General features: G+C 65.6%; 25 protein-coding genes. 8 read left to right on the top strand and 17 right to left on the bottom strand.

The genetic code is table 11. From position 1 onward, the window contains the following. Positions 1-315: 315 nt before the first annotated feature. Both ACSFBL_RS09735 and ACSFBL_RS09730 read right to left on the bottom strand, forming a co-directional pair. Positions 316-1,299 carry a tripartite tricarboxylate transporter substrate binding protein gene (locus ACSFBL_RS09735; RefSeq protein WP_435515567.1) on the bottom strand — a complete coding sequence of 328 codons (984 nt, stop codon included), beginning with the start codon at positions 1,297-1,299 and terminating at the stop codon, positions 316-318. A 40-nt stretch (positions 1,300-1,339) separates the two neighbouring features. After that, the gene (locus tag ACSFBL_RS09730; RefSeq protein ID WP_435515566.1) at positions 1,340-2,212 is read right to left on the bottom strand and encodes a fumarylacetoacetate hydrolase family protein; all 873 of its coding nucleotides are present in this window, start codon (positions 2,210-2,212) and stop codon (positions 1,340-1,342) included. Between the two features lie 120 nt (positions 2,213-2,332). Here ACSFBL_RS09730 and ACSFBL_RS09725 point away from each other — a divergent pair, with 120 nt between their 5' ends. From ACSFBL_RS09725 to ACSFBL_RS09715, 3 genes are all read left to right on the top strand, one after another. Next, on the top strand, positions 2,333-3,004 hold the full coding sequence (locus tag ACSFBL_RS09725) for a FadR/GntR family transcriptional regulator (RefSeq protein ID WP_435515565.1): 672 nt from the start codon (positions 2,333-2,335) through the stop codon (positions 3,002-3,004). 157 nt (positions 3,005-3,161) lie between these two features. Next, on the top strand, positions 3,162-4,151 hold the full coding sequence (locus ACSFBL_RS09720; protein WP_435515564.1) for a tripartite tricarboxylate transporter substrate binding protein: 990 nt from the start codon (positions 3,162-3,164) through the stop codon (positions 4,149-4,151). Then, positions 4,106-4,846, top strand: a complete 741-nt coding sequence (locus tag ACSFBL_RS09715) for a molybdate ABC transporter substrate-binding protein (protein ID WP_435515563.1) — start codon at positions 4,106-4,108, stop codon at positions 4,844-4,846. Before ACSFBL_RS09720 ends, ACSFBL_RS09715 begins: the two co-directional genes overlap by 46 nt. A 128-nt stretch (positions 4,847-4,974) precedes the next feature. Here the strand turns inward: ACSFBL_RS09715 and dnaJ are convergent, their stop codons facing one another. The 14 genes from dnaJ to ACSFBL_RS09645 all read right to left on the bottom strand — a co-directional run bounded on the left by dnaJ (position 4,975) and on the right by ACSFBL_RS09645 (position 19,033). After that, positions 4,975-6,108, bottom strand: coding sequence for a molecular chaperone DnaJ (dnaJ, locus tag ACSFBL_RS09710; protein WP_435515562.1), 1,134 nt, complete (start codon positions 6,106-6,108; stop codon positions 4,975-4,977). 100 nt (positions 6,109-6,208) lie between these two features. Further along, positions 6,209-8,143, bottom strand: a complete 1,935-nt coding sequence (gene dnaK / locus ACSFBL_RS09705) for a molecular chaperone DnaK (RefSeq protein ID WP_435515561.1) — start codon at positions 8,141-8,143, stop codon at positions 6,209-6,211. A 104-nt stretch (positions 8,144-8,247) separates the two neighbouring features. Then, entirely contained in the window at positions 8,248-8,814 is a 567-nt protein-coding gene (grpE, locus tag ACSFBL_RS09700) for a nucleotide exchange factor GrpE (protein WP_435515560.1), read from the bottom strand. A gap of 139 nt (positions 8,815-8,953) precedes the next feature. After that, positions 8,954-9,304: an FKBP-type peptidyl-prolyl cis-trans isomerase gene (locus ACSFBL_RS09695; protein WP_286666068.1), complete on the bottom strand. Its 351-nt coding sequence runs from the start codon at positions 9,302-9,304 to the stop codon at positions 8,954-8,956. Between the two features lie 81 nt (positions 9,305-9,385). Further along, positions 9,386-9,718, bottom strand: coding sequence for a winged helix-turn-helix transcriptional regulator (locus ACSFBL_RS09690; protein WP_435515559.1), 333 nt, complete (start codon positions 9,716-9,718; stop codon positions 9,386-9,388). A gap of 172 nt (positions 9,719-9,890) precedes the next feature. Then, positions 9,891-10,742: an archaetidylserine decarboxylase gene (gene asd, locus ACSFBL_RS09685; protein WP_435515558.1), complete on the bottom strand. Its 852-nt coding sequence runs from the start codon at positions 10,740-10,742 to the stop codon at positions 9,891-9,893. 67 nt (positions 10,743-10,809) lie between these two features. Continuing rightward, positions 10,810-11,802, bottom strand: coding sequence for a Bug family tripartite tricarboxylate transporter substrate binding protein (locus ACSFBL_RS09680; protein ID WP_435515557.1), 993 nt, complete (start codon positions 11,800-11,802; stop codon positions 10,810-10,812). Between the two features lie 120 nt (positions 11,803-11,922). Further along, entirely contained in the window at positions 11,923-12,687 is a 765-nt protein-coding gene (locus ACSFBL_RS09675) for an SDR family NAD(P)-dependent oxidoreductase (RefSeq protein WP_435515556.1), read from the bottom strand. Between the two features lie 11 nt (positions 12,688-12,698). Further along, positions 12,699-14,291 carry a galactarate dehydratase gene (gene garD / locus ACSFBL_RS09670; RefSeq protein ID WP_435515555.1) on the bottom strand — a complete coding sequence of 531 codons (1,593 nt, stop codon included), beginning with the start codon at positions 14,289-14,291 and terminating at the stop codon, positions 12,699-12,701. 11 nt (positions 14,292-14,302) lie between these two features. Further along, entirely contained in the window at positions 14,303-15,313 is a 1,011-nt protein-coding gene (locus tag ACSFBL_RS09665) for a lactonase family protein (protein WP_435515554.1), read from the bottom strand. Positions 15,314-15,315: 2 nt separating this feature from the next. Beyond that, complete coding sequence (locus ACSFBL_RS09660; RefSeq protein ID WP_435515553.1) at positions 15,316-16,668, bottom strand: TRAP transporter large permease; 1,353 nt, start codon at positions 16,666-16,668, stop codon at positions 15,316-15,318. Then, positions 16,659-17,153, bottom strand: a complete 495-nt coding sequence (locus ACSFBL_RS09655; protein WP_435515552.1) for a TRAP transporter small permease — start codon at positions 17,151-17,153, stop codon at positions 16,659-16,661. Before ACSFBL_RS09655 ends, ACSFBL_RS09660 begins: the two co-directional genes overlap by 10 nt. Positions 17,154-17,163: 10 nt before the next feature. Beyond that, positions 17,164-18,150, bottom strand: coding sequence for a TRAP transporter substrate-binding protein (locus ACSFBL_RS09650; RefSeq protein ID WP_435515551.1), 987 nt, complete (start codon positions 18,148-18,150; stop codon positions 17,164-17,166). Positions 18,151-18,214: 64 nt separating this feature from the next. Beyond that, on the bottom strand, positions 18,215-19,033 hold the full coding sequence (locus ACSFBL_RS09645) for an NAD-dependent epimerase/dehydratase family protein (RefSeq protein WP_435515550.1): 819 nt from the start codon (positions 19,031-19,033) through the stop codon (positions 18,215-18,217). Between the two features lie 160 nt (positions 19,034-19,193). Here ACSFBL_RS09645 and ACSFBL_RS09640 point away from each other — a divergent pair, with 160 nt between their 5' ends. Beyond that, positions 19,194-20,036: a FadR/GntR family transcriptional regulator gene (locus ACSFBL_RS09640; protein ID WP_435515917.1), complete on the top strand. Its 843-nt coding sequence runs from the start codon at positions 19,194-19,196 to the stop codon at positions 20,034-20,036. A gap of 92 nt (positions 20,037-20,128) precedes the next feature. Here the strand turns inward: ACSFBL_RS09640 and ACSFBL_RS09635 are convergent, their stop codons facing one another. Further along, positions 20,129-22,351, bottom strand: coding sequence for a glycoside hydrolase family 28 protein (locus ACSFBL_RS09635; protein WP_435515549.1), 2,223 nt, complete (start codon positions 22,349-22,351; stop codon positions 20,129-20,131). A gap of 512 nt (positions 22,352-22,863) precedes the next feature. Between ACSFBL_RS09635 and ACSFBL_RS09630 the strand changes: the two genes are divergently transcribed. The 4 genes from ACSFBL_RS09630 to ACSFBL_RS09615 all read left to right on the top strand — a co-directional run bounded on the left by ACSFBL_RS09630 (position 22,864) and on the right by ACSFBL_RS09615 (position 26,847). Then, positions 22,864-23,838: a Bug family tripartite tricarboxylate transporter substrate binding protein gene (locus ACSFBL_RS09630; RefSeq protein ID WP_435515548.1), complete on the top strand. Its 975-nt coding sequence runs from the start codon at positions 22,864-22,866 to the stop codon at positions 23,836-23,838. Positions 23,839-23,875: 37 nt separating this feature from the next. Continuing rightward, positions 23,876-24,787, top strand: coding sequence for a 5-dehydro-4-deoxyglucarate dehydratase (kdgD, locus tag ACSFBL_RS09625; protein ID WP_435515547.1), 912 nt, complete (start codon positions 23,876-23,878; stop codon positions 24,785-24,787). Between the two features lie 50 nt (positions 24,788-24,837). Next, positions 24,838-25,284, top strand: coding sequence for a nuclear transport factor 2 family protein (locus ACSFBL_RS09620; RefSeq protein ID WP_435515546.1), 447 nt, complete (start codon positions 24,838-24,840; stop codon positions 25,282-25,284). A 126-nt stretch (positions 25,285-25,410) separates the two neighbouring features. After that, positions 25,411-26,847 (top strand): aldehyde dehydrogenase family protein, encoded by a 1,437-nt coding sequence (locus tag ACSFBL_RS09615; protein WP_435515545.1) that lies wholly within the window; start codon positions 25,411-25,413, stop codon positions 26,845-26,847. Positions 26,848-26,858: the final 11 nt, after the last annotated feature.

The following is a 26,858-nucleotide window of genomic DNA, read 5'->3' as shown; positions in this document are numbered from 1 at the left end:
GTTCATGGAAAGGCCGCTTGCAGCGGTCGAAACAATCGCAAGACGGGGCGTGTGCGGCAGACCGCTCCACCTGCATCCTGGTGCGCGCGCGGCTCGCGACGGTGTCGGGAATCGTCATCAGCGCGTGTCCGTTCTTTCCATATTCTTCATTGTCTGTTTTACATCGAACGCGCGTACTTCGCCTCCGGCCTACGGACAAACTCGCAAAGCGCGACAATCGCAGTGCAATATTCACAAGCCACCGGACGCAACGAATAAAGGCGGCCGTCGGGGCCGCCTTTTCCGTACAGGTCATACGCCTTTTGGCGCACGGCTCTACTCGACCTTCCCGATCTTCCGGACGGCATCGGTCATCGTGCTCGCATCGGCATCCCAGTAGGTCTGGAACTCGGGCGCATCGAGGTAGGCCAGCGGGCTGCCGGCGCGCTCGATCACCTGCACCACGGCGGGGTCCACGGCGACCTTGGCGGACGCGGTGCGCAGCCTGCGTACGATGTCGTCGGGCGTCGCCGCGGGGACGAAGAGCCCCGACCACTGCGCGAACTTCACCTTGTAGCCTGCCTGCTCCAGACTGGGCACGTCGGGCAGTGCGGCCAGCGGCTTGTCACCCCAGTGCGCCAGGGCGCGAAGCTTGCCGGCCTTGATCTGCTGGACCACCGTCGACGGCCCGCTGGCCACCGCGTCCACCTGGCCCGACAGCAGCGCGACGATGGCGGGGCCTGCGCCGGTGTACGGAATGTGCGTCATCCGGAATCCGGCGGAGTTCTTCAGCATCTCCATCGGCACGTGCATGGTGCCGTAGTTGCCCGAACTGCCGTAGTTGTAAGTGCCGGGTTTGACGCGTGCGTCAGCGATGAACTCCGAGAGCGTCTTCCACGGCGCGTCGGCGCGGACGACCAGCACGGTCGGATCCGCGGTGAAGCGCGCGATCGGCTTGAACTGGTTCATCTGGTAGGCCGGCTTGCGGTCCAGGATCGCGTCAGCTTCGGGAAGGATCGAGATCGACGACAGGCTCAACAGCACCGTGTAGCCGTCGGCCGGCGCGCGAGCCACGAAGCCGATGCCGACCGCACCGCCCGCGCCGGCGCGGTTCTCGACGATGACGGGCTGCTTGAGTTCGCGTGACAGGGCTTCGGCCACCGGCCGCGCGACCGTGTCGGCCACGCCGCCGGGCGGGAAGGGCACGATCATCGTGATCGGCTTTTCGGGCCAGCCGCCCTGTGCAAAAGCGGCGGTGGTCGCGCAGCACGCGGCCGCCAGGAGCGCGGCGCGCAGCAGCGCGCGTCGTGGTTCATGCATTTGTCTTGTCTCCGTTGTGTCGTCTGGGCGAGGGCGCGGTTCAGGCGAACCGGTTTTCCAGGGTGCCGATTCCGTCGATCTCGATACGGACCACATCGCCCGTCTTCAGGTATTGCGGTGGCGACAGCCCCATGCCGACGCCGGCCGGCGTGCCGGTCGCGATCACGTCGCCGGGATGGAGCGTGATGCCGCGCGAGCAGGTTTCTATCAGCGTCGGGATGTCGAAGATGAGGTCGGTGGTCTGCCCGTCCTGCCGCAGTTCCCCGTTGACCCAGCAGCGCACCCGGGTGCGGGTGCCGTCCAGTTCGTCGGCGGTCACGATCCACGGCCCCATCGGACAGAAAGTGTCGAAGGACTTGCCGAGGTCCCACTGCTGGTGGCGCATCTGCACGTCGCGTGCGGTCACGTCGTTGACGATGGTGTAGCCGAACACGTGAGACAGCGCGTCATCGCGCGAAATGTTGCGGCCGCCCTTGCCGATGACGACGGCCAGTTCGGCTTCGTAGTCGATCTGGGCGGAGATGGCGTCGCCCGGCAGGCGGACTTCGTCGTCCGGGCCGACCACGCACTCCGGAACCTTGGTGAAGACGATGGGCCAGGAATCGGTCTTGGCGGCGCTGTTCTTGAAGACGGAATCGGACAACTCCTTGGCGTGCGCGTGGTAGTTGCGGCCCACACAGAAGATGTTGCGGCGCGGCATGGGCAGCGGCGCTTCGAGCCTGACCTCGCCCAACGGGACGGGCTCGCCGCTCGGCGGCAGTTGTGTGGCCCCCGAAGCGCGTTCCTCGATGAGGGACAGCGCGCCCCGGCGGGTTCGGGGGGCGTCGAACTGAAACGCCCGAACGGTCGCGCCGTCGTCCGAAACAAGGCCGACCTGTCGACGGCCTTGATATTGATATGTAGCAATGCGCAAAATGATCTCCTGAATGTCGACCAAATGCTACCAATCCGATACCAAGGGCACAATAGAGCTTGCGCCGGGTCGGGTTGCTACGATCGGCGCGTCCACCTTTCAACCTTCAGTCTCGCAACCGTGCACAGTGCCCTGACCCTTCGGGAAACCATTCTCGAGAACCTCAAATCGCGCGCATGGCGAGCCGGCCACCGGCTGCCGACCGAGCGGGAGTTGAGCGGGCAGTACGGCCTCAGCCGGTCGACCGTTCGCCGGGTTCTTGCCGACCTGAAACTCAAGGGACTCATCACGCAGACGGTGGGCAGCGGCACCTACGTCAGCGACGAGGTGACGCAGGCATTGGCGGACATCACCCACGGCGGTTCGCCGCTCGCGACCAGCCCCGCGGAGTTGATGAGCGCCCGCCTCGTGCTCGAACCCGCGATCATCGCGATGGTGATCGGCAACGCCACCCAGGCTGACTTCGACCGAATGGACACTTGCTGCGACAGGGGCGAAGCCGCCGGCACGATCGAAGAGTTCGAACTTTGGGATGGCAGACTGCACGAGGCCATTGCCGATGCCGCGCACAACGCCTTCATCTCGACTGTCTTCCAGCGCATGAACGAGGTGCGCGCCCAAAGCGAGTGGGGAATGCTGAAGCGCAGGGGTGCGACACCCGAGCGTCGCCTCGACTACCAGCGCGAACACCGGGAACTGGTCGCCGCCCTGAAGGATCGCGACGGCGCACGCGCGGGCGAGCTCTGCATCGGGCACCTGGTGCACGTACGGCGCAATCTGCTCGGTTACTGAGACGGCGCGCGGCCCCTTGCGGACAAACCCGGCCCTCCATTGACCCCGCAGGCAGCGGTCGCTATATTGGTTTTCGATTGGCATGCGTGGATACCAATCTAAACCAATCAATGCCCCACCCGGACGGCGATTCGCGTCCCACTGCCTGGAGACAACCGTGAAGACATCGTGGGCTGGAAGTCTGCGCGCGAAGCGGCGATGGTGCGCCGTCGCCTTGCTTGCGGTGGCGCCATGGGTCGCCGCGCAGGACTACCCGTCGCGCCCGGTGCGTGTCGTCGTTCCGTTCGCCGCCGGCGGACCGGCCGACGTGTATGCGCGATTCATCGCCACGCGCCTGCAGGAAGCGCTCGGCCAGGGATTCGTCGTGGACAACCGGCCCGGCGCCGGTTCGGTGATCGGCACGGACGCCGTCGCGAAAAGTCCGCCGGACGGCTACACGCTCCTGCTGATGTCGAACGCGCACACCGTCAATGAATCGCTGATCCCGAACAAGCCGTTCCAACTCATGCGCGATTTCGTGCCCGTCGCCGCCATCAACTACTCCGATCTGGTGCTGGTGACCCGAAGCGGACTGCCGGTCAACAACCTGGGCCAGTTGATCGCGCTGGCGAAGTCGAAGCCCGGCGCGCTTTCCTATGCGTCGTCCGGCCCGGGCACGCCGTACCACATGGCCGGCGAGCTTTTCAAGGCGATGGCCGGCGTGTCCATCCTTCACATTCCTTACCGAGGCAGCGCGGGCGCGCGCACGGACGTCCTGGGCGGCCAGGTCGACATGATGTTCGATGCGGTGCCGACCATGACGGAGCACGTCCGCAGCGGCAAGGTCAAGGCGATGGCGACCACCGGACTGTCACGCTCCGGCGTGATGCCGGACGTGCCGACGGTCAACGAAGCCGGGGTGCCGAAATACGAAGCCACGATCTGGCTGGGGTTGATGGCCCCCAAGGGAACGCCTGTCGCCATCGTCGACAGGCTGAACGCCGAGGTCGTGAAGATCGTGTCGAACCCGGAGGTGGTCCGCGCATGGAAGGCGCAGGGCGCCACGCCGCTGACCATGAACGTGGCCGACTTCACGCGCTACATGAACGGAGACATCGAGAAATGGTCCGGCATCGTGAAGATCTCGGGCGCAAAGGCCGATCAATGAACATTCTTTGTGCAGGCGCAGCGCAGGGCCTGGTCAAGGCCTTGCAGGGCGTGTTCCTTGAATTGACCGGCGCGAAGGTCGAGGGGCGTTTCGGCGCCGTCGGCGCGATGAAGGAAGCACTGCTCGCCGGCGAGGCCTGCGACGTGATGATCGTCACCGAGACCATGATCGCCGCGTTGCAGGCCGAAGGCCGCCTCCTGCCGGGCTCGGAAGCCGCATTGGGCCGCGTGCGCACCGGCGTTGCGGTGAGGGAGGGCGAAACGTTGCCCGACATCTCGACGCCCGAGACCCTGAAATCCAGCCTCCTCGCCGCGACGTCGATCTATTTCCCCGACGCGAAGCGCTCGACTGCCGGCATCCACTTCGCCGCGATGCTGGAGAAACTGGGCATCGCCGACGTCGTTTCGTCTCGCCTGCGCACCTTCCCGAACGGCGCCACCGCAATGCGCGAGCTTGCAGCCGACCCCCGCCCCGGCGCCATCGGCTGCACCCAGATCACAGAGATCAAGTACACGCCGGGCATCACATTGGTAGGCGCACTGCCCGAAGCGTTCGAACTGGCGACCATCTATTCCGCCGCAGTGAGCGCAACGGCAAGCGAACCGGCATTAGCCCGCCGCTTCGTCGAACTGGTCGCCGGCCCACGATCCCGCTGCCTCCGCGAACAGGGCGGCTTCGAAATCATCCGCAGCTGATCCGAAGGGCCGGCAAGCCAGGCCGTTGGTGAAACACCGCGGAACCGGCTCAGCCGGGCCGCAGGTGTTGCCCCCGGCAGGGGGTAGGCGAAGCGACACGAAGTGCGCGCAGCCTGGTGGCGAGCCCACTAACTAAAGAACTCTTTCGCCTTGTCGAACCAACCCTTGTCCGTCGGGCTGTGCTTCTCGCCGCCCTTCTTGAGCGACTCGTCGAGTTCCTTCAGCAGCTTGCGCTGGTGCTCGGTGAGCTTCACAGGTGTCTCGACACGCACGTGGCAGTACAGGTCACCCGGGTAGGTCGAGCGCACGCCCTTGATCCCCTTGCCGCGCAGCCGGAACTGCTTGCCGCTCTGGGTGCCGTCGGGAATGTCGATCGCCGCCGCGCCCTTGAGCGTCGGCACGTTGATCTCGCCGCCCAGCGCCGCGGTCGTGATGCTCACCGGCACCACGCAATGCAGGTCGTCGCCGTCGCGCTCGAACAGGTCGTGCTTCTTGAGCCGGATCTCTATATAGAGGTCGCCGGGCGGCCCGCCGTTGGTGCCGGGCTCGCCGTTGCCGGTGCTGCGGATGCGCATGCCGTCGTCGATGCCGGCCGGGATCTTCACTTCCAGCGTCTTGTTGTTCTTGATCTTCCCCTGGCCGTGGCAAGTGGCGCACGGTTCCGGGATGATCTTGCCCGAGCCGTGGCAGGTCGGGCAGGTCTGCTGCACGCTGAAGAAGCCCTGGCGCATCTGCACGGCGCCCTGGCCGTGGCAGGTCGTGCAGGTGATCGCCTTGGTGCCGGGCTTGGCGCCCGTGCCCTTGCAGGTGCCGCAATCGTCCCAGCTCGGGATGCGGATCTGCGCGTCCTTGCCGTCGGCAGCTTCCTCGAGCGTGATCTCCATCGCATAGCTCAGGTCGCTGCCGCGGAAGACCTGGCGCCCGCCGCCCTGGCGGCCGCCGCGCTGGCCGAACACGTCGCCGAAGATGTCGCCGAAGGCTTCCGCGAAGCCGCCGAAGCCTTCCGCGCCCGGGCCGCCGCGCATGTTGGGATCGACGCCGGCGTGGCCGTACTGGTCGTAGGCGGCGCGCTTCTGGGCGTCCGACAGCATTTCGTACGCTTCCTTGACCTCCTTGAACTTGGTCTCCGCGTCCTTGGAGTCCCCGTGGTTGCGGTCAGGGTGGTGCTTCATCGCAAGCTTGCGATAAGCCTTCTTGATTTCCTCCTCGCTCGCGTTCTTGGGAACGCCGAGGGTTTCGTAGTAGTCGCGTTTGGTGGCCATGGTCGGGGTCGGGCGGAGTCGTCGTCAGGAAGCAGGGTCAGGAAGCGGAAAAGGCTGGACCACCTTGCAGCGGGTCCAGCCTCGTGTCAGGGCGTGAGGGTCAGCCCTTCTTGACTTCCTTCACTTCGGCGTCGACCACGTTGTCGTCCGCCGGGGCACTTGCAGCTTCCGGGCCAGCGCCCGCCGCGCCGCCTGCTGCGCCGGCCGCGGCCTGCGCGTCGGCGTACATCTTCTCGCCGAGCTTCTGGCTGGCGCTCATCAGCGTGTTGGTCTTTTCCTCGATCGCGGACTTGTCTTCACCCTTGAGGGCTTCCTCGACGTCCTTGAGCGCGGCTTCGATCTTTTCCTTCTCGGCGGCATCCAGGCTCGCGCCGTGCTCGCCGAGCGACTTCTTCACGCTGTGGACCATGGCTTCGCCCTGGTTGCGGGCCTGGGCCAGCTCGACCTTCTTCTTGTCCTCGGCCGCGTTGAGCTCGGCGTCCTTCACCATCTTCTGGATCTCGTCTTCCGACAGGCCCGAGTTCGCCTTGATGGTGATCTTGTTTTCCTTGCCGGTGCCCTTGTCCTTGGCGCCGACGTGCAGGATGCCGTTGGCGTCGATGTCGAAGCTCACCTCGATCTGCGGCGTGCCGCGCGAAGCCGGCGGAATGCCTTCGAGGTTGAACTCGCCGAGCAGCTTGTTGCCCGAGGCGATCTCGCGTTCGCCCTGGAACACCTTGATCGTCACGGCCGGCTGGTTGTCCTCGGCGGTCGAGAAGGTCTGCGCGAACTTGGTCGGGATCGTGGTGTTTTTCGTGATCATCTTGGTCATCACGCCACCCATGGTCTCGATGCCGAGCGACAGCGGGGTCACGTCGAGCAGCAGCACGTCCTTGCGATCGCCGGAGAGCACCTGGCCCTGGATGGCGGCACCGACGGCCACGGCTTCATCGGGGTTCACGTCCTTGCGCGGTTCCTTGCCGAAGAACTCCTTGACCTTGTCCTGCACCTTGGGCATGCGGGTCATGCCGCCGACCAGGATCACGTCGCTGATGTCGGACACGCTGACGCCGGCATCCTTGATGGCGGTGCGGCAGGGGGCGATGGTGCGTTCGATCAGCTCGTCGACCAGGCTTTCGAGCTTGGCGCGCGTGAGCTTGATGTTCAGGTGCTTCGGGCCCGAGGCATCGGCCGTAATGTAGGGCAGGTTGATGTCGGTCGCGGCGCTGTTCGACAGCTCGATCTTGGCCTTTTCGGCCGCTTCCTTCAGGCGCTGGAGCGCGAGCACGTCCTTGCTCAGGTCGACGCCCTGGTCCTTCTTGAACTCGGAAATGATGTAGTCGATGATGCGCTGGTCGAAGTCTTCTCCGCCCAGGAAGGTGTCGCCGTTGGTCGACAGCACTTCGAACTGCTTCTCCCCGTCGACGTCCGCGATCTCGATGATCGAGATGTCGAAGGTGCCGCCGCCGAGGTCATATACGGCGATCTTGCGGTCGGCCTTGTCGTGCTTGTCGAGGCCGAAGGCGAGCGCGGCCGCCGTCGGTTCGTTGATGATGCGCTTGACGTCCAGGCCCGCGATGCGGCCGGCGTCCTTGGTGGCCTGGCGCTGGCTGTCGTTGAAGTAGGCCGGCACGGTGATCACGGCTTCAGTCACGGCTTCGCCGAGATAGTCTTCGGCGGTCTTCTTCATCTTGCGCAGGATCTCGGCGCTGATCTGCTGCGGCGCGAGCTTCTTGTTGCGCACTTCGACCCACGCGTCGCCGTTGTCGGCCTTGGTGATGGTGTAGGGCATCAGGTCGATGTCCTTCTGCACTTCCTTTTCCTCGAACTTGCGGCCGATCAGGCGCTTCACCGCGTAGATCGTGTTCTTGGGGTTGGTCACTGCCTGACGCTTGGCCGAGGCGCCGACCAGCACTTCGCCGTCTTCCTGGTAGGCCACGATCGAAGGCGTCGTGCGGGCGCCTTCCGAGTTCTCGATCACACGCGTGGTGTTGCCTTCCATGATCGACACGCACGAGTTCGTGGTGCCGAGGTCGATGCCGATGATTTTGGCCATGTTGTTTCTCCTGGGATCTGAAATGAGGTTGTTGTGAACTTGTGGATAACCCGGGTCGATTCAAGGGACGAAGCGGGGATTTCCTGTGGGTTTCTTGTTGGCTCTCAGCTCGGGCTGCTGACGGTCACGAGGGCGGGGCGCAGGATGCGGTCGGCGATCGTGTAGCCCTTCTGCAGGACGTTGGCGATGGTGTTGGGCTCCTGGCCCGGTGCCGGCACCACCGAGATAGCCTGGTGCAGGTGCGGATCGAACTTGCTGCCGGCCGCGGGCGCGATTTCGATGACCTTGTTGCGCTCCAGCGCGCTCTTGAGTTGGCGCAGGGTGGCTTCGGTGCCTTCGCGCAGGTGTTCCGTCGTGGCGTCCTGGATCGCCAGGCCGGCTTCGAGGCTGTCGAGCACCGGCAGCAGGCTTTCGGCGAAGCCCTCGATCGCGAACTTGCGGCCCTTGCTCACTTCCTCGTCTGCGCGTCGGCGCGCGTTCTGCACGTCGGCCTGGGCGCGAAGGAACTGGTCCGACAGTTCGGCGTTCCTGGTCTTCAGGGCGGCGATCTCGGCCTGGGCCGCTGCCAGCGCGTCGGCTTCGTTCGCGGCCTGTGCGGCCTCCAACTCTTCGGGGCTGGGCTCGCCCTGGAGGGTCTGTGGATTTTCTTGGTGGTTTTGCGGGTCAGTCATGCTCAAAAAGCCGGCGGCCACGCCGGAAAACAGTGAAAACGAACAATAGGCAGCCATTTGAGGCCTGCACAGGTGTTTTCAAGCAAAAAAATGCGCCTGTAACGGCGCATTTCGGGAAGTCGGGCAAAGCCCGAACTTGTCAGTGGGCGTCGAGGAGTTCGACGTCGAACTTCAGGGTGGCGTTGGGGGGGATCACGCCGCCTGCACCGCGCGCGCCGTAGCCGAGCGAAGCCGGGATGATCAGCGTGCGCTTGCCGCCGATCTTCATGCCCGCGACGCCTTCGTCCCAGCCCTTGATGACCTGGCCGGCGCCGAGCGAAAAGGCGAAAGGATCGTTCCGGTCGCGGCTCGAATCGAACTTGGCGCCTTGCACGCCGTCGTTGTAGAGCCAGCCGGTGTAGTGCACATGCACGTGATGGCCAGCCTTGGCTTCGGCGCCGTCGCCGACCGTGGTGTCTTCGTACTGCAGGCCGGAGGGAGTGGTGGGCATGGAGCGCTCCTTGGGGATTGAGGAAGGAAACCGCGCAGTTTAACGATCCGGCGGAGCCCCTCCATCACGGCGCCGCCGCTGCTAGGGCGCGGAAGGGGGCGGAGGTGGCGCCTTTTTCACCTGGCCTTGCTGCCATTTGCCGGCGAAGGCCTGCAGGTCGGACAGCCGCTTGAGCAGGTCCTGCCCGCTGAGGGTCAGGCTGTAGCCCTCGCTGCCATGGTTGACGAGGCCGGCTTCGCGCAACTCCTTGATCCGGGTGTTGAGCGTGTTCGGGGTGATGCTGCCGACGCTGTCCTGCAGCAGGCGGAAGGTCTGCGCATGCCCATCCCGCAAGGCCCAGAGGACGCGCAGCGCGTAGCGGGCCTCCAGCAGCGCAAGCAATTGGCTGATGGCTGCGTTTTCCTTGCTACTCATCGACTTCATCTCCTCGGGCTCGGCGGCCGGGCAGCGCGCCGCGCCGCCCGCTTCTTTTTTGTGACTGGTTGGTGACCACGCGAAACGGCCGGCGACTATAGCCCAGAAGGGCGCCTGCTACAAGTTTTATAGCTGTAACGGCAAGCAGGCTGCGGGCTGCAGCCCCGGCACTTCAGCGCGCCGGGTAGGTGGCCATCGCCTCTCCGAGCCGGACGGGGCGTGCCGGCGCCCACGCCGGATTGAAATCCAGCGCCGGAGCGGGGAAGAGCATCACGACGGTCGACCCAAGCAGGAAGCGGCCCATCTCGTCGCCTTTCCGCAGCACGACCTGCGAGTCGGCGTACTGCCATTCGCGGACCTCGCCGCCGCGCGGTGGATTGACCACGCCATGCCACACCGTCGCCATGCTGCCGACGATGGTCGCGCCCACGAGCACCAGCACGAAAGGCCCCTTCGCGGTGTCGAAGGCGCACACCACGCGCTCGTTGCGCGCGAAGAGCCCGGGGACGCCGCGGGCCGTCGTCGGATTGACGGAGAAGAGGTCGCCCGGCACGTAGATCATCCGCCGCAACCGGCCGTCGCACGGCATGTGGATGCGGTGGTAGTCCTTCGGGCTCAGGTAGAGCGTGGCGAAGCTGCCGTGCGCGAATTGCGCCGCGAGCTTTGCGTCGCCGCCGACCAGCGCCGTGGTCGTGTAGCGATGGTTCTTGGCCTGGAAGATCTGGTCGCCTTCGATCGGTCCGAACTGGCTGATCGCGCCGTCGACCGGCGAGATCAGGTCGGCCTGCGCCAGCGGACGCGCCCCGGGCTTGAGGGCGCGCGTGAAGAATGCGTTGAAGCTGGGGTAGCTCGCGATGTCGCTGTCGAGCGCCTCGTCCATGTTGACGTCGTACTTCGCCACGAAGCGCTTGATGATCCACGTCGTGACGGCACCGCGTTCCTTGCCCGCGACCCAGCCGGCGAAATGGGTCAGCGCCTGCTTGGGAAACAGGTACTGGGGCAGGACGGGCAGGCGATCGGACAAGGGGTCATCCCGGAAAAGCGGTGGGCGATTCTATCGACCGCCTTCGGCGCATTCCGCAGGACGAGGCCTATTCCGCCTTGATGTTGGCCGCCTTGATGACCTGGGCCCACTTCTCGACTTCGGCCTTCTGGAAGGCGGCGATCTGTGCCGTCGTCATGTCGGCCGGCTCCATGCCGAAACCCTTGAGCTTTTCCTGCATGTCGGGCTGGGCCAGGATCGTGCGGATCTCTTTGTGCATCCGGTCGACGATCGGCGCGGGCGTCCCGGTCGGCACGAAGATCGCCTGCCACGACACCACCTCGAAGTCCTTGAGCCCCGGCACGCCGGATTCCGCGACCGTCGGCACGTCGGGCATCGATGCCAGCCGCTTGCCGGAGGTCACCGCGATCGCGCGCAGCTTGCCGCTCTGGATGTGCGGGCCGGCCACCACCGTGGTGTCGAACATCATGTCGACCTGGCCGCCGATCACGTCCTGGATCGCCGGGCCGCTGCCCTTGTAGGGGATGTGCGTGAACTTGACGCCGGACTTGTAGGCGAGCAGTTCCAGCGCCAGGTGCTGTGAGGTGCCGGTGCCGGCGGATGCCGACGAGAGACCGCCCGCCTTGGCCTTGCTGGCCTCGAGAACGTCCTTCAGTGTCTTGTAAGGGCTCGCCTGGTTGACTACCAGCACCACCGGATTGGTGCCGATCAGCGTGACCGGGGCGAAGGACTTCTGCGGGTCGTAGCCGATCTTGGGATAGAGGCTCACGTTGATCGCGTGCGAGCTGATCGTGCCGCCCAGCATCATGTAGCCGTCGGGCGCGGCGCGCGATGCGATCTCGGAGCCGACGCTGCCGCCGGCACCGCCCTTGTTGTCGACGACGACGGTCGTGCCCAGCACCGGCCCCAGCTTCTGGCCGATCAAGCGGGCGAGCACGTCGGTCGTGCCGCCAGCGGGGAACGGAACCAGATAGGTGATGGTCTTGCCCGTCGGCCATTGACCCTGCGCGAATGCCGGCAGGGCTGGAAGGCCACCCGCGAGCGAGGCGAGTGCGGTGTGGATGAGGGTGCGGCGTTGCATGCGTTGTCTCCGTTGCGAGGTGGGTGCCGCGCTTCTTGTGGTTGGTGTCGCGGCGCGTCTGAATCCAGGCTTCGAATGTCGGCCTGGCGATGAATGTAGGGAGATTTCCGTCGGCGGCGCTCAGGGCATGTACTGCCCGCCGTTCACTTCGAGAATCTGGCCCGTCACGTAGCTCGAGAGCTGCGGCGAGGCCAGGTACAGGAAGGCGCCGACGCAGTCGTCCGGCTCGCCGATGCGCGCCAGCGGAATCGTGGCCTTGAAGCTTTCGAGCATCTGCGGCGTGGAAAAGCGATCGTGAAAGGGCGTCTGGATCACGCCGGGCGCCACCGCGTTGACGCGGATGTTGTCGGGCGCCAGTTCCTTCGCGAGACCGCGCGTCGCCGTGCTCACGAAGCCCTTTGCGCCTGCGTACAAGTACGCGCCGGGGCCGCCGCCGTTGCGCGCGGCGATCGACGACACGTTGATGATGCTGCCGCCGCGTCCCTGTGCCCGCATCAGCGGCACGACTTCGCGGCAGAAGGACAGCACCGAGCGCGCATTGATGTGCAGCACTTCGTCGAACAGCGCATCGTCGAATTCGGCGATCGGCACCCGCTTGACGAGGCTGCCGGCGTTGTTGACCAGCACGTCGATGCCGCCCAGGCGCTCGTTGGTTTCGGCCACGACGCGCCGGATCGCCGCACTGTCGCGCACGTCCGCCTGCAACGCGAAGGCTTCGCCGCCTGCTGCCTGGATCGTCGAGACCACCTTCGCGGCGGCGTCGGCGGAGCTGTTGTAGTGCACGGCCACGCGCATGCCGCGCGCGGCGTAGGCGATCGCCACCGCGGCGCCGATGCCGGTGCTCGCGCCCGTGACGAGGGCGCTGCGTCCTTGGAGGTCTTCCATGTCGTGATCCTTCAGGTGACCGGTGCCGGATTGAACAGCACCAGCGCGTTGTGCAGTTTCCACTGCTCGGCCCACGTCTTCTTTCTGCCGCTCGCCACGTCGAGCATGAGGCGGAACAGCTCCCAGCCCACGTCCTCGATCGTGGCGTCGCCATCGGCGATGCGACCGGCGTTGACGTCCATCAGATCGTGCCAGCGGCGGGCCAGGTCGCTGCGCGTCGCAACCTTGATCACCGGAACCTCGGCCAGGCCGTACGGCGTGCCGCGGCCGGTGGTGAAGACGTGCAGGTTGATGCCCGCGGCGAGTTGGAGGGTGCCGCAGATGAAATCGCTGGCCGGTGTGGCGGCGTAGATCAGGCCCTTCTGCCTGACCTTCTCGCCCGGCGAGATGACGCCGGAGATGGCACTGCTGCCGCTCTTGACGATGGAACCCATCGCCTTCTCGACGATGTTCGACAGGCCACCCTTCTTGTTGCCGGGCGTGGTATTGGCACTGCGGTCGACCCGCCCCTTGTCAAGGTAGGCGTCGTACCAGGCCATCTCGCGGATCATCGCGTCGGCCACCTCGGGCGTGGTGGCCCGCGAGGTGAGTTGGTCGATGCCGTCGCGCACTTCGGTCACTTCCGAGAACATCACGGTGGCGCCCGCACGCACCAGCAGGTCGGTGCAGAAGCCGACGGCCGGATTGGCGGTCACGCCGGAGAAGGCATCGCTGCCGCCGCACTGCACACCGACCACCAGTTCGCTGGCGGACACCGTTTCGCGACGGCGGGCGTTGAGGCGTTCGAGATGCTCCTCCGCCTGGCGCATGATCGAATCGACCATCGACATGAAGCCGACATGGGCGTCGTCCTGCAGGCACACGACGTCGAGCTTGCTCTCCGCGCTGTCGCCGACGTCGGCCACGTTGCGTTCGTCGATCAGCGGGATGGTGCCGGGCGGCATCAGCCGCTCGGGCTGGAGCTTTTCGCAGCCCAGGCTGACCACCATGACCTCGCCGCCGAAGTTGGGGTTGAGGCTGATGTTGCGCAGCGTGCGGATCGGGATGATCGCGTCCGGCGCGTCGATGGCCACGCCGCAGCCGTAGGTGTGCTCCAGGGCCACGACGTCATCGACGTTGGGAAACTTCGGCAACAACTCGTCCTTGATGCGCTTGACGGCGAACTCCGTCACTCCGGCCACGCATTGCACCGTCTGCGTGATGGCCAGGATGTTGCGCGAGCCGACCGAGCCGTCCGGATTGCGGTAGCCCTCGAAGGTGTAGCCCTCCAGCGGCGGCAGGGCCGGGGGCTTGACCGTTGCGATCGGCAGCCCTTCGAGTTCGCGCGCGGCGGGCATCTTCAGCAGGCGCTCGTGCACCCAACTGCCGGCGGCGATGTCCTTCAGGGCATAGCCGATCACGACGTCGTAGCGCCGCACTTCGCCGCCTTCCGGAATATCGACCAGCGCCACCTTGTGCGCCTGCGGCACCTTTTCGCGCAGCGTGAGGCCCGAGGGGAAGGCGGTGCCGCCAGGCAGGCCGCCGTCATTGGCCACGATCGCGACGTTGTCGCGCTCGTGCATGGTGATGTAGAGCGGCGGGCGCTCCGAAGCAGCAGAAGTCATGGGGTCCTCGATCAACTGTCGAGCATGATGCTCTCGATCCAGTTGGGTCCGCGGCCGACGGGACATTCGCCGATCGCTTGAAGCGAACCGGACTGTGCATCGATCTCGTACAGGCGCAGTCGATGCGAAAGCTGCCCGGCCGCGATCAGGAAGCGACCATCGGGCGTGATGTTGAAGCCTCGTGGCTGCGTCTCGGTCGGCACGTGGCCGACGAGGGTGAGCGAGCCGGTCGTGGCATCGACCCGGAAGGCCGCGATGGTGTTGGACCGGCGTTCGCTGCTGTAGAGAAAGCGCCCGTCGGGCGTCAGGTGCAGGTCGGAGGCCCAGGGGGCGCCGCTGAAGGCCGGCGGGAGCGAGTCGACCGTCTGCAGCGTGCTCAGCGTGCCGGTCGCCGAATCGAAGGCGAGCACGTCGATGGCGGCGTCCAGTTCGTTGAGCAGGTAGACGAAGCGTGCATCAGGGCTGAACACGAAGTGGCGGGGGCTCGCCGATGCGTGCGGTTGCAGCGTCGGCGGCGTGTTGGGCGTCAGCTGCCCTGTGGCTGCGTCGAAGCGAAGCTGCACCACGACGCCGGCGCCCAGCGTGCTCGCGAAGACGAAGCGGTTCGACGGATCGGCCTGGATCGCGTGCGCGTTGGGGCCGGTCTGCACGACCTGCTGCGTGGCCTGCACGACGCCGTCGGCGTCGATGGCGTTGACGGCGATCTGATTGCCGCCATAAGAAGCACTCAGCAGATAGCGGCCACTGCGGTCAGCCGCGATGTACGCCATGCTGTGCGGAAGGGCCGCGGCACCGATGGCGGTGAGCTGGCCTGTCTTCGGATCGATCGAGAAGCTCAGCGCCTCGCGCGGCTCCGAGCGCCGGGCGGCGTAGAGGCGCCGGCGATCGGGGCTCAAGGCAAGCGGCATCACCTCTCCGCCGACCGACACGTTCTGCACTGGCACCAGCGTGCGTGCCGCCGGGTCGAGGTGCAGGACGCTGATGTCGCCGCTCTCGGCGTTGGAGACGTAGACGCAGAACATCGTCAGAACACCGGATGGCCGTTGATGATCGACGGAAGCCAGGTCGAGAACCACGGCACGTAGGTGACCAGCGTGATGGCGACGAAGATCGCGAGGTAATAGGGCCAGGCTGTCTTCGTAGCCTCGCCGATGGAGATCTTCCCGATGGCGCAGCCGATGAACTGCACCGTGCCGACCGGCGGGTGCACCAGGCCCAGCGCGCAGTTGAGCAGCAGCATCATCCCGAACTGCACCGGACCGACGCCCATCTGGATGGCCAGCGGCAGGAACAGCGGCGTGGTGATCAGGATGTGCGCGGCCATGTCGAGGAACACGCCCAGGAAGATCTGGATGATGTTGATGTACAGCAGCATCAGCCAGGGCGTCGTGGTTGCCGCCAGCAGCGCCGCCTCGATCGTGTCGGGGATCTCGAGGTACGCCATCTGGTAGCGCAGCATGTTCGACACGCCGATCAGCAGCAGGATCACGCCCGTGGTCTTCGACGCCTTGGCGAGCGAGCGGAGCAGGTTCTGCTTCGTCATCGTGCGGTAGACGACGACCGTCAGCAGCAGCGAATACGTCACCGCGATGGCCGCCGCCTCCGTGGCCGTGGCGATGCCCTCCATCACGCAGAACAGGATGATGACGATCACCAGCAGGCCCGGGATGGCCGCGATGAAGGTGCGCAGCACCGTGCCCCAGCCGGGAAAGCGCTCGACCGCGGTCGTGCCGTCCGCGCGCTTCGGGTAGCCGTACTTCGCGGCCTGCCAATAGGCTGCGACCAGCATGCAGACCATGATCCAGAACACGGGGATCAGGCCGGCGAACATCAGGTCGCCGATCGACACACCCTTGATCACGTGCCCCGCGATCTCGCCCACGGCGGCTTGCGCTGCGAAGGCATAGATGATCATGTTGTGCGAGGTCGGCATGAGCGCGCCCGAGAGCGAGGCGTGCGTCGTGACGTTGACCGCATAGGCCGCGCTGTAGCCCTCGCGCTTCATCACCGGGATCAGCACGCCGCCCATGGCCGAGGTGTCGGCCACCGGCGAGCCGGACACGCCGCCGAACAGCGTCGACGCGACCACGTTGGCCAGCCCGAGGCCGCCCTTCCAGTGGCCCACGAGGCTGCGCGCGAAGGCGACGATCTTGTCCGCGATGCCGCCGTGCAACATCAACTCGCCCGAAAAGATGAAGAACGGGATGGCGAGGAACGAGAAGACGTTCATGCCCGACACCATCATCTGGATGGCGGTCTCGAAGGGCAGGCCTTCGTAGGCGAAGGTCAGCAGGCAACTCAGGCCGATCGCGAAAGCGACCGGCATCCCGAGCACCAGGAACACCAGGAAGCTGATGGACAGCAGTGTCAATGCCATGATGGAACGACCTCGTGGCCGGAGAATTTGGAGATCAGGTGCTCGATGGAGAACAGCGTGATGAGAATGCCGGCGATGAGGATCGGCACGTAGCGCACCGCCTCGGAGATTCCGAGCGTGGGGATGGTGGCGTCGCGCGTCGACACCGCCATCTCCAGGCCGCCCAGGAACAGGGCGGCCGCGAAGGCGATGGTCAGGACGTAGACGACGACCTTGCACCAGAACTGCGCTCTCTCGGGCAAGGCCTTCACCAGCGAATCCAGGCCGATGTGGCCGGCGTCCCGCACACCGGCGGAGGCGCCGAACATGGCGACCGAGATCACCAGGAGCAGCGCCACCTGCTCGACATAGGGCGGGGCATCGTTGAAGACGTAGCGAAGCACCACGCCGTAGACGACCACGCTCAGCAGCCCCGCGAGGCAGATGCACGCGAGGTACATCGTCCAGCGCGACAGCCTCGCGTTCAGTTGGGTCAGCAAGGTCATCGCGGGACCATTACTTGGAGCCGGTGATTTCCTGCACCAGCGCCTTCAGTTCGGGCGTGGCGGCGAACTTGTCCCACACGGGCTTCTCGGTCTCGACGAAAGCCTTGCGGTCGATCTCGGCCGCGGGAACGATCTTGGCGCCGCCCTTGATGACAGCGGCCTTGGCGTCCTTCTCGCGCTGTTCCCAGAGCTTCACGTAGTAGGGGACGGAATCCTTGGCGGCCTTGCGGATCGCGGCCTGTTCTTCCTTCGGCAGGGTGTCCCAGATCTTCTTGGAGAACACCAGCACTTCCGGCGTCATCACGTGCATGGTTTCCGAGTACACCGGAGCGGCCTCGTAGTGCTTGGCTTCCTCGTAGGACGGGTAGTTGTTCTCGGCGGCGTCCACCAGGCCGGTCTTGAGGCCTGTGTAGACCTCGGCGATCGGCATCGGCGTCGGCGATGCACCCATCGCGCTCACCAGGCTCACCATCAGGTCGGAAGGCTGGACGCGGATCTTCAGGCCCTTCATGTCGGCCACGTTCTTGATGGGCTTCTTCGCGTACACCGAACGCGCGCCGCTCTCATACATGACGAGGCCGATGAAGCCGGCCTTCTCGAAGGCGGCCAGGATCTTGTCGCCCGTCGGGCCGTACATGGTCTGGCGGAAATGGTCGATGTCGCGGAACAGGAAGGGCAGCGAAGGGATGACCGACTCGGGCACGATGCCGTGGAACGAGGCGCTGCTGACGCGCACCATGTCGAGCGCGCCGATCTTGACCTGTTCGACCGTGTCCTTCTCGGAGCCCAGCGAGCTGTCGGCAAAGATCTTGATCTTGTCCTTGCCGCCGGTCGCGGCCGACAACTGGTCGCTCATGTACTTGACGGCCATGTTGGTCGGGAAATCCTTCGAATGCACTTCCGCGGAACGGAAGTCGCGTGCCTGTGCATGCACGGCAGCGAGCGAAAGAACGGCTGTGGCGATCAGGCTCAGCAGGTTGCGGTTTGAAGTCTTCATGTCTCTTCCTCTGTTTGAATGAATGGTCTGAAATGAAACGGCGATGGACTCTGGGGAAACTGGCTTACTCGAAGGGGCCCTGCGCCGTGAAGGCGCCGCCTTGGTAGATGGCGTTCGGATCGGTCGGCGCGACCGGGGGCTGCGCCTCGACTTTGTCGCGGAAGACCTCGGAGCTGTCCTGCGGCACGAAGCCCAGCTTCGCGGCGGCGGCGTTGTCCCACCAGATGTCCCGGTTGGCCGACATGCCGTAGACGATGGTGTGCTGCACGTCAGGCGTGAACAACGACTTCTCGATGAGGTTGGTGAGGTCGCGGTAGCTGAGCCAGGTGCTCATCATCCGGCGGTTGGCGGGCTCCGGGAAGGACGAGCCAATGCGAATGCTGACGGTCTCGATGCCCCAGCGGTCGAAGTAGAACTGCGCGACGTCTTCGCCGAATGACTTCGACAGGCCGTAGTAGCCGTCGGGCCGCCGCAGCGCGTGCGCGTCGAGGTGCTCGCTCTGCTTGTAGAAGCCGATGACGTGATTGGAACTGGCGAAGACCACGCGCTTGACGCCATGCCGGCGCGCTGCTTCGTAGATGTGAAACACGCCCTTGATGTTGGCTTCGAGGATTTCCTCGAACGGACGCTCGACCGAGACGCCGCCCAGATGCACGATGGCATCGCAGCCTGCGACGAGCGCGTCGACCGCCGCCTTGTCGGCCAGGTTGCAGGGCACCGTCTCCTCGAATGCGCCCTGTGCAGGGCCCAGGGCGGCAACGTCGGACAGGCGCAGCACGTCGGCATAGGGACGCAGGCGCTCGCGGAGCACCTTGCCCAGGCCGCCGGCAGCGCCGGTCAGCAACAGGCGACCGAGCTTGCGGTCAGGGTTCGTCGTTGACATGGTGGAAACGTCTCCTGGATCAGGAAGGAAATTGAAATCGCGAGTCCGCGCGGAAGGCAGGCTGGCTCGGATGGCGCCAGCGTTCGAATTGCGCAATGATCATGGACTCGAAGTGAAACTTATATGTTGTCGTACAACGGCTTCGGATTATGATCGTGGCATGCAACCGTTGACCTCGGGTAATCCCTTAGCTCAGGCGCAGCCAGTCGCATCGGGCGACAGCGCGGGTCCCGCCATGCCTGGAGACGCCTTCGTGGGGCGGCCGCGCCAGCGTGCCCGCGGCCTGGCGCACGGCCTGGTCGAAGATCTCGGCATGAAGATCCGCGAAGGAGCGCTGCGCCCCGGCGACAAGCTGCCGACCGAGTCCGAGATCATGCAGGCCTTCAGCGTCAGCCGCACCGTGGTGCGGGAGGCGCTGTCGAAGTTGCAGGCGGCGGGCCTCGTGGAAACCCACCACGGCGTCGGCACCTTCGTGCTGCAACCGCGCGGGGGCGTCTTCCGGCTCGATCCGGGCGACGTGGCCACTTCGGTGGACGTGCTGGCGGTGCTCGAATTCCGTATCAGCCTGGAGACCGAATCCGCCGGGCTGGCCGCGACGCGCCGTACCGATGCGCAATTGTTGGCGATGCGGGAGGCGCTCGACGAGTTCGAACGCAACATGGCGCAGGCCGCCAACACGGTGCCTGCCGACTTCCGGTTTCACCTCGAGATCGCGCAGGCCACGGGCAACCCGTACTTCGCGGACATCATGAGTCACCTGGGCACGACCATCATTCCGCGCACCCGCATCAACGCGATCCGCGACCAGGAAAAGGGCAGCGAGTACCTGAGCCGGGTGAATCGCGAACATGAGGAGATCTATGCGGCGATTGCCCGCCAGGATCCCGAATCCGCACGCGCGGCCATGCGCATCCACCTCACGAACAGCCGCGAGCGCCTTCGCATCGCCCAGGAAGCTGCGAAGGGCGCCGCTGCAGGCGCTCAAACGCAAGCGCCGGCCTGAGCCGGCGCGGTCGTCTTGTTGTGTGACAACTGACGACCTGGCGGTTTCTGATCTTTTGGCGGCGCCTGTCGCTTCGACAGACGCCGCGCTGCTCAAGGCGCCCAGTGCGTGCCGAAGGGATTCGACGCACCAATGGCCGGGAAGTCGACGAAGGCCTGGCTGCAATCGAGCACGCGTTCCGGCTTGACCTTCTCCGTCGCCTCGCCGTTGAGCACGATGCGATTGGCGGTCGAAGCGAAGATCGGCAGGTTGACGCCGTCCAGCGTCAGGTTGGCGTCCGACGCGATCGTCGAGATCAGGGCCGGGCTGTCGGCAACCACGTCGGTCATCGTCATGCCGAGCGGATAGGCCGGCAGATAGCCCGTCGGGTAAGCGGGGGTCGGCGTGAAGTAGCCGCCGGTGTTGGCCGCGAAGCCCTGCAGCTTGATCGCAGCGCCCTCCATGATGCGCACGTTGCTCAGGTGGATGTCGTGGAAGTTCGGCACCTTGGGTCCGCCGCTCGGCAGCGCCTTGGTGCTGTAGTAGGCGGTGAACAGCAGGGCGTTCTGCGCATTCCGGACGCAGATGTTCTTGTAGAAGATGTTGCTCACCTCGCCGCCGCGCGCGTAGTCGGACTTGATGCGCAGGCCTTCTTCGGAATTGGTGAACGAGTTGTCGTAGACCTGCACGTTGGTCACGCCCGAGTTCGTCTCGCTGCCGATCGAAATGCCGTGGCCCCAGTAGATGTGGTTGTGCGCGATCACGATGCCGTAGGCACGATCGCTGCGCTTGCCGCGGTTGCCGTCGATGCCGAAGCCGACCGGGTTGGGGTTGTTGCTGCCCTTGAGCGCGATGTCGTCGTCGCCCGTGCTCACATGGTTGAAGGCGAAGACGAAGTTCTTCAGGTAGCCGTCGAAGGACATCTTGCCTGCCGTCGTCGTCTTGCTGCCCGTCGTCAGCGCATTCGACTTGGCACTGGACGCCGAGCCTGGATCGAAGGCGTCGGTGTTCTTGACGTTGTCGGCATTGAAGGTCTGGCCCGTGTACAGCGGATTGCCGTTGCCCGCGGGATTGGCGAAGGCGGCGAGCGATGGAGTCTGCACCTTGACACCCCAGATCGTCAGGCCGTCGACGCCGCTGGGCACGACGTGGAAGTTGGCGCTGTTGTTCAGGCTGACCTTGTACAGCGTCAGGTTCTTCGCGTAGTTGAAGACCATCATCCGGAAATTCGACTGCGAGCCGGAGCCGGTCGTGCCGTTCTGCACCATGTTGCCGAGATAGGCGAGGTCCCACCAGGTCATGTTGCGGACCGAGGACTTCGAATCGACCAGGGTGCCGCCGTTGTCGCACGGTGTGCCGTCGGGCGCCTGCGTGCTGGTGGCGAAGGCGGTGTAGGTGTTGGAGCAGCTCAGGTCCACCTTCATGATCGGGTACAGCGCGTTGGAGGTGACGATCTCCGCATAGGCACGGCTGTCGATGCTGCCTTCGCCGACCACGGCGGAGTTGACCGTGTAGTCGCCCCCGATCAGCGGGAGACAGTTGCCCGAACTGCCTGCTTGCGTCGCGCTGACGGCGGTATTGGCGCAGTATTTCGCGGGCGTGGTCTTGGGCAGGTAGGCCATGACGTCGCGCGTGGCGTACAGGGTCGCGCCCTTGTCGATCCACAAGGTCACGCCCGAGGGCAGCGTCAGCGGTCCGGAGATGAAACCGTTGCCAGGGCCCCTGCGGTTGGGCACCAGTCGCACGGCGAACTGCGGCGCCTTGTATTGCGGCTTCGCGAGCTCTTCGCCGGATGCGCCGGCGATGTTGATGTTCGGCAGCGCGGCAGCCTTCTGGCTGGCTGTTTCGCTTGCGTCGACCGACGCGATCGCCGCACCGACCGCCGCATCGACAGCGGCACCGCATGCGTCGAGGGCGGCCTGGATGCGGGCCTGGTCCGGATTCGCGGTCGCGACATTGACCGCGACGCCGACGCCCGGAATGGACGGGTCGGCCTCCGGCGGCAGCGCGCCATCCGGGCGGCGCACCAGGCTGTTGCCGGCCTCGAGGGTGGCGCAGACCTGGGCGTCGGTCGGAAGCACGGGCTCCGCGGGCAGGTCGGGATCGAAGGTCGTGGTGCCGACCTGGAACGGCTTGGCCAGGGAAGCATCCGGCTGCGCCGCGTTGGCGGCTTGGGACACCGCGGGCGTGGTCGTCGGACCGGCGGCCTGCGGCAGGAAGCCCGCGTTGCCACCGCCACCGCCGCCGCAGGCCGTGAGCACGGCAGACGCAACCAGCGGCAGCCACCAGGAAACGATCGGCTTGCGACGAGCCGATCCGGATTTCTGCAAGTTCATGGAATCACCTTTGAAGAAAAGCCGGCCTGAAGCGGCGTTCAGCCGCCGCGTCGAACGACGCAGCGCCTCCCGTCGCGAGCCAGCGGGACGGAATGCGAGTTTTAGAAAGCAGGGGTGACGGTCGTGCCGTGCGGGCGCGCGGCCGTCGAGGTCGGTCGGCCGCGTGTACGAGGTTCTTTCATGGGGTCTCCATCTATCGACGGTCGAGCAGCCAAAAAGCAGCGCGCCGGTCGTTGTTAGTTATCGGTTGTCGTACAAGAGCGGCGATTATTCGGCGCGTGCGCTGACCATGTCAACGCGTCGAACCCAGGGCGATGGCATCCGTGTCACAGGGGAAAACCCCAAGTAAGTCACGCTTTCAGGCGGTTGGGATGCCGGTGCCGTCTCACGAAGATGACGACCGTGAGGCTGGACAAGCTGGCAGACTAGTTATACGATAACCGATGAGCTGACAATGAGCGGGCGCAAGGCGCCGGCTTCTGTCCCATCCATTCGCATCCGGAGACAAATCCATGTCCTTGAATCGACGCGATCTCATGATCGGCGCGCTCGGCGGTGGCCTGATGGCCGCCGGAGGTGTCCAGGCGGCCGACAACTGGCCGTCGAAGCCCATCCGCATCGTCGTGCCTTACCCGCCCGGCGGATCGTCCGACATCATTGCGCGTTCCATCAGCCAGCCGCTGTCGGAAGCGCTGAAACAGTCGGTCATCGTCGAGAACCGGGCCGGCGCCAACGGCAACCTGGGTGCCGATTTCGTCGCGAAGGCGCCCGGCGACGGCTACACGCTGCTGTTGTGCGACGTCGGTGCCCTGGCGATCAGCCCCTCGGTCTACACGAAGCTGTCCTTCGATCCGTCCAAGGATCTGCGAGGCGTGACCATGCTGGCGTATTCGCCGCACCTGCTTGTCGTGCATCCGTCGGTGCCGGCGAACAACCTCAAGGAACTCGTTGCGCTCTCGAAGAAGAGCGACTTGAACTTCGCCGTGACTGCCACCGGCAGCGCGCCCCACCTCGCCGGCGTCGCGCTCGAACGCGCGAGCGGCGCGCGCTGGCAATACGTGCCCTACAAGGGCGGCGTCCAGGCGGTGCAGGACACCGTCGCGGGCCAGACGCAGGTGCTGATGAACGGCATGCTTGCGACGTTGCCGCACGTGCAGAGCGGCAAGCTCAAGGTGCTCGGCGTTTCCAAGGGCACGCGCATGCCGCTGATCGGCGACGTGCCGACCATCGCGGAGCAGGGCGTGGCGGGCTTCGAGTCCGGCACCTGGCAGGGCGTGCTCGTTCCCCGTGGCACTCCGGATGCGCTGGTCCAGCGTCTCAACAAGGAACTGATCACGATCATTCGCACGGCGGACATCCGCTCGCGTCTGGCCGGTCAGGGCGCCGAAGTCGTCACGATGACCCCGACCGAGCAGGAGCAGTTCTTCGAGAAGGAACGCTCGCGCTGGGCCAAGGTCGTCACTGCCGCGCAGATCAAGCTCGACTAAGCGTCGACTTTTCACTTTCGCCTCACTACACACTGACATGACTCCTCAAGAACTCAAATCCATCATGGGCTCCGGCCTGCTGTCGTTTCCGCTGACCGACTTCGACGCCGATGGCACCTTCGACAAGAAGGGCTACGTCGAGCGTCTCGAATGGCTGGCGCCCTACGGTGCCAGCGCGCTCTTCGCGGCCGGCGGCACGGGTGAATTCTTCTCGCTGACCGCCGACGAATACCCCGGCATCATCAAGACCGCCGTCGACACCTGCCGCGGCGTGGTGCCGATCATTGCGGGCGCGGGCGGCCCGACGCGCTTCGCGGTCCAGTGCGCGCAGGAAGCCGAAAAGGCGGGCGCGCACGGCGTGCTGCTGCTGCCGCACTACCTCACCGAAGCCGGCCAGGAAGGCCTCGCCGCGCACGTCGAAGCGGTCTGCAAGAGCGTGAAGTTCGGCGTCATCGTCTACAACCGCGGCCAGAGCAAGCTCTATCCCGCCACGCTCGAGAAGCTGGCCGAGCGCTGCCCGAACCTCGTGGGCTTCAAGGACGGCATCGGCGACATCGAGCTGATGAGCTCCATCCATCTGCGCATGGGCGATCGCTTTGCCTACCTGGGCGGGCTGCCGACGGCGGAGGTCTACGCGGCGGCCTACAAGGCGCTGGGCACGCCGGTGTATTCGTCGGCCGTCTTCAATTTCATCCCGAAGACCGCGATGGATTTCTATCACGCGGTCGCGAAGGACGACATGGCGACGCAGCATCGCCTGCTCAAGGACTTCTTCATGCCCTACCTCGACATCCGCAACAAGGGCCAGGGCTACGCGGTGAGCATCGTAAAGGCGGGCGCCAAGATCGTCGGCCATGACGCGGGCCCGGTGCGTACGCCGCTGACCGAACTCAAGCCGAACGAGTATGAAGCTCTTGCGGCACTGATCGCCAAGCTCGGCCCGCAGTAAGTCGACGCCGTTTCACGGCCACCGACGACACAACACCAGGAGACAAAAACATGCTGAAGAAACTCGTCCTGATCGCCGCCGCCGTCGTGGTCTTCGCCGGCTGTACGAGCATGCGCCCTGGCGATCCGTCTTCCGAGGCGGCCGTGGCGACGGCGGCCGAGAAGCTGCGCGTGGCGATGATCGACCCGACGCCCGCGGCGCTCAACGCCCTGGTCGCCGACGATCTGAGCTATGGCCATTCCGCCGGCAAGGTCGACACGAAGGCGAGTTTCATCAGCGACCTGATGGACGGCAAATCGGACTTCGTGACCATCACGATCACCGAGCAGACCATCAAGGTGATCGACAACGTGGCGGTCGTGCGGCACACGCTCACGGCCGACACCAATGACTCGGGCAAGCCCGGCAAGGTCAGCATCAAGATCCTCGGCGTCTGGCAGAAGCAGGGCGACGCCTGGAGGCTGTTGGCCCGTCAGGCGGTGCGCCCGCCGCAGTGAGGTGAGCAACAGGGGCAAGTTCGCGCCGGACGCCCTCCGGCCGGGCCAACCGTTACCCTCGCCATTGCGCGCCGGGCCGCCCATGCTGCCCGGCGCTTTTTCCGACCGATTCCAAGGACCCAAGCCATGCAGAAATTCGACAACCTCATCAATGGCGAGTGGCTCGCCGGTGCCAACTACAGCGCCAACACCAACCCGAGCAACCTGGGCGACGTGCTGGGCCAGTACGCCCAGGGCGACGCGAACCAGGTGAATGCCGCCGTTGCCGCCGCCACTGCCGCCTTCCCCGCCTGGTCCACCGGCGGCATCCAGGCGCGTTCCGAAGCGCTCGACAAGATCGGCAATGAAATCCTCGCGCGCAAGGAAGAACTCGGCACGCTGCTGGCGCGCGAAGAAGGCAAGACCAAGGCCGAAGGCATCGGCGAGGCCACGCGCGCGGGGCAGATCTTCAAGTTCTTCGCCGGCGAGTGCCTGCGTCTCTCGGGCGAGGTGGTTCCCTCGGTGCGCCCCGGCATCGGCGTGGAGATCACGCGCGAGCCCGTGGGTGTGGTGGGCCTCATCACGCCGTGGAACTTCCCGATTGCGATTCCCGCATGGAAGATTGCACCGGCACTGGCCTTCGGCAACTGCGTGGTGCTGAAGCCGGCCGACCTCGTGCCCGGCTGCGCCTGGGCGCTGGCGGAAATCATCAGCCGCTCGGGCATCCCGGCCGGCGTATTCAACCTCGTGATGGGTCGTGGCAGCGTGATCGGCGATGCGCTGGTCAATCACCCGGGCATCCATGCCATCAGCTTCACCGGCTCGGTGGGGGTGGGCCGCAACATCGCGGTGCAGTGCGCCACGAACCACAAGAAGGTGCAGCTCGAGATGGGCGGCAAGAACCCGCAGGTCGTGCTGGACGACGCGGACCTGAACCAGGCGGTCGAGCTCAGCGTGCAGAGCGCGTTCTATTCGACCGGACAGCGTTGCACGGCGTCGAGCCGCCTGATCGTGACCGAGGGCATCTACCCCAAGTTCATCGAGGCGATGAAGGCGCGCATGGCCAAGATCAAGGTCGGGGACGCGCTTGCGCAGGGCACCGACATCGGCCCGGTCTCCAGCGAGAGCCAGTTGCAGCAGGACCTGAACTACATAGAGATCGGCCAGGGTGAGGGCGCGACGCTGGCTGCGGGTGGCGAGCGGCTCCGGCTCGACACCGAGGGCTACTACATGTCGCCGGCGCTGTTCAGCGAGTCCGTCGCGAGCATGCGGATCAACAAGGAAGAAATCTTCGGCCCGGTGGCGAGCGTGATTCGCGTGAAGAACTACGAAGAGGCGCTGGCGACGGCAAACGACACGGAGTTCGGCCTGTCGGCGGGCATTGCCACGACCAGCCTGAAGTACGCGACGCACTTCAAGCGCCACAGCCAGGCCGGCATGGTGATGGTGAACCTGCCGACGGCGGGTGTGGATTACCACGTGCCGTTCGGCGGTCGGAAGGGATCGAGCTACGGTCCGCGCGAGCAGGGGCGCTATGCGCAGGAGTTCTTCACTGTCGTGAAGACGGCCTACACGCTGGCTTGAGTGTCTTGCTC

Origin of the sequence: Variovorax glacialis (assembly GCF_051216375.1) — a bacterium.
GTDB lineage: Bacteria > Pseudomonadota > Gammaproteobacteria > Burkholderiales > Burkholderiaceae_C > Variovorax.
Note: the sequence above shows the minus strand (reverse complement) of the source record. Positions and strands in the feature narration are given on the sequence as shown.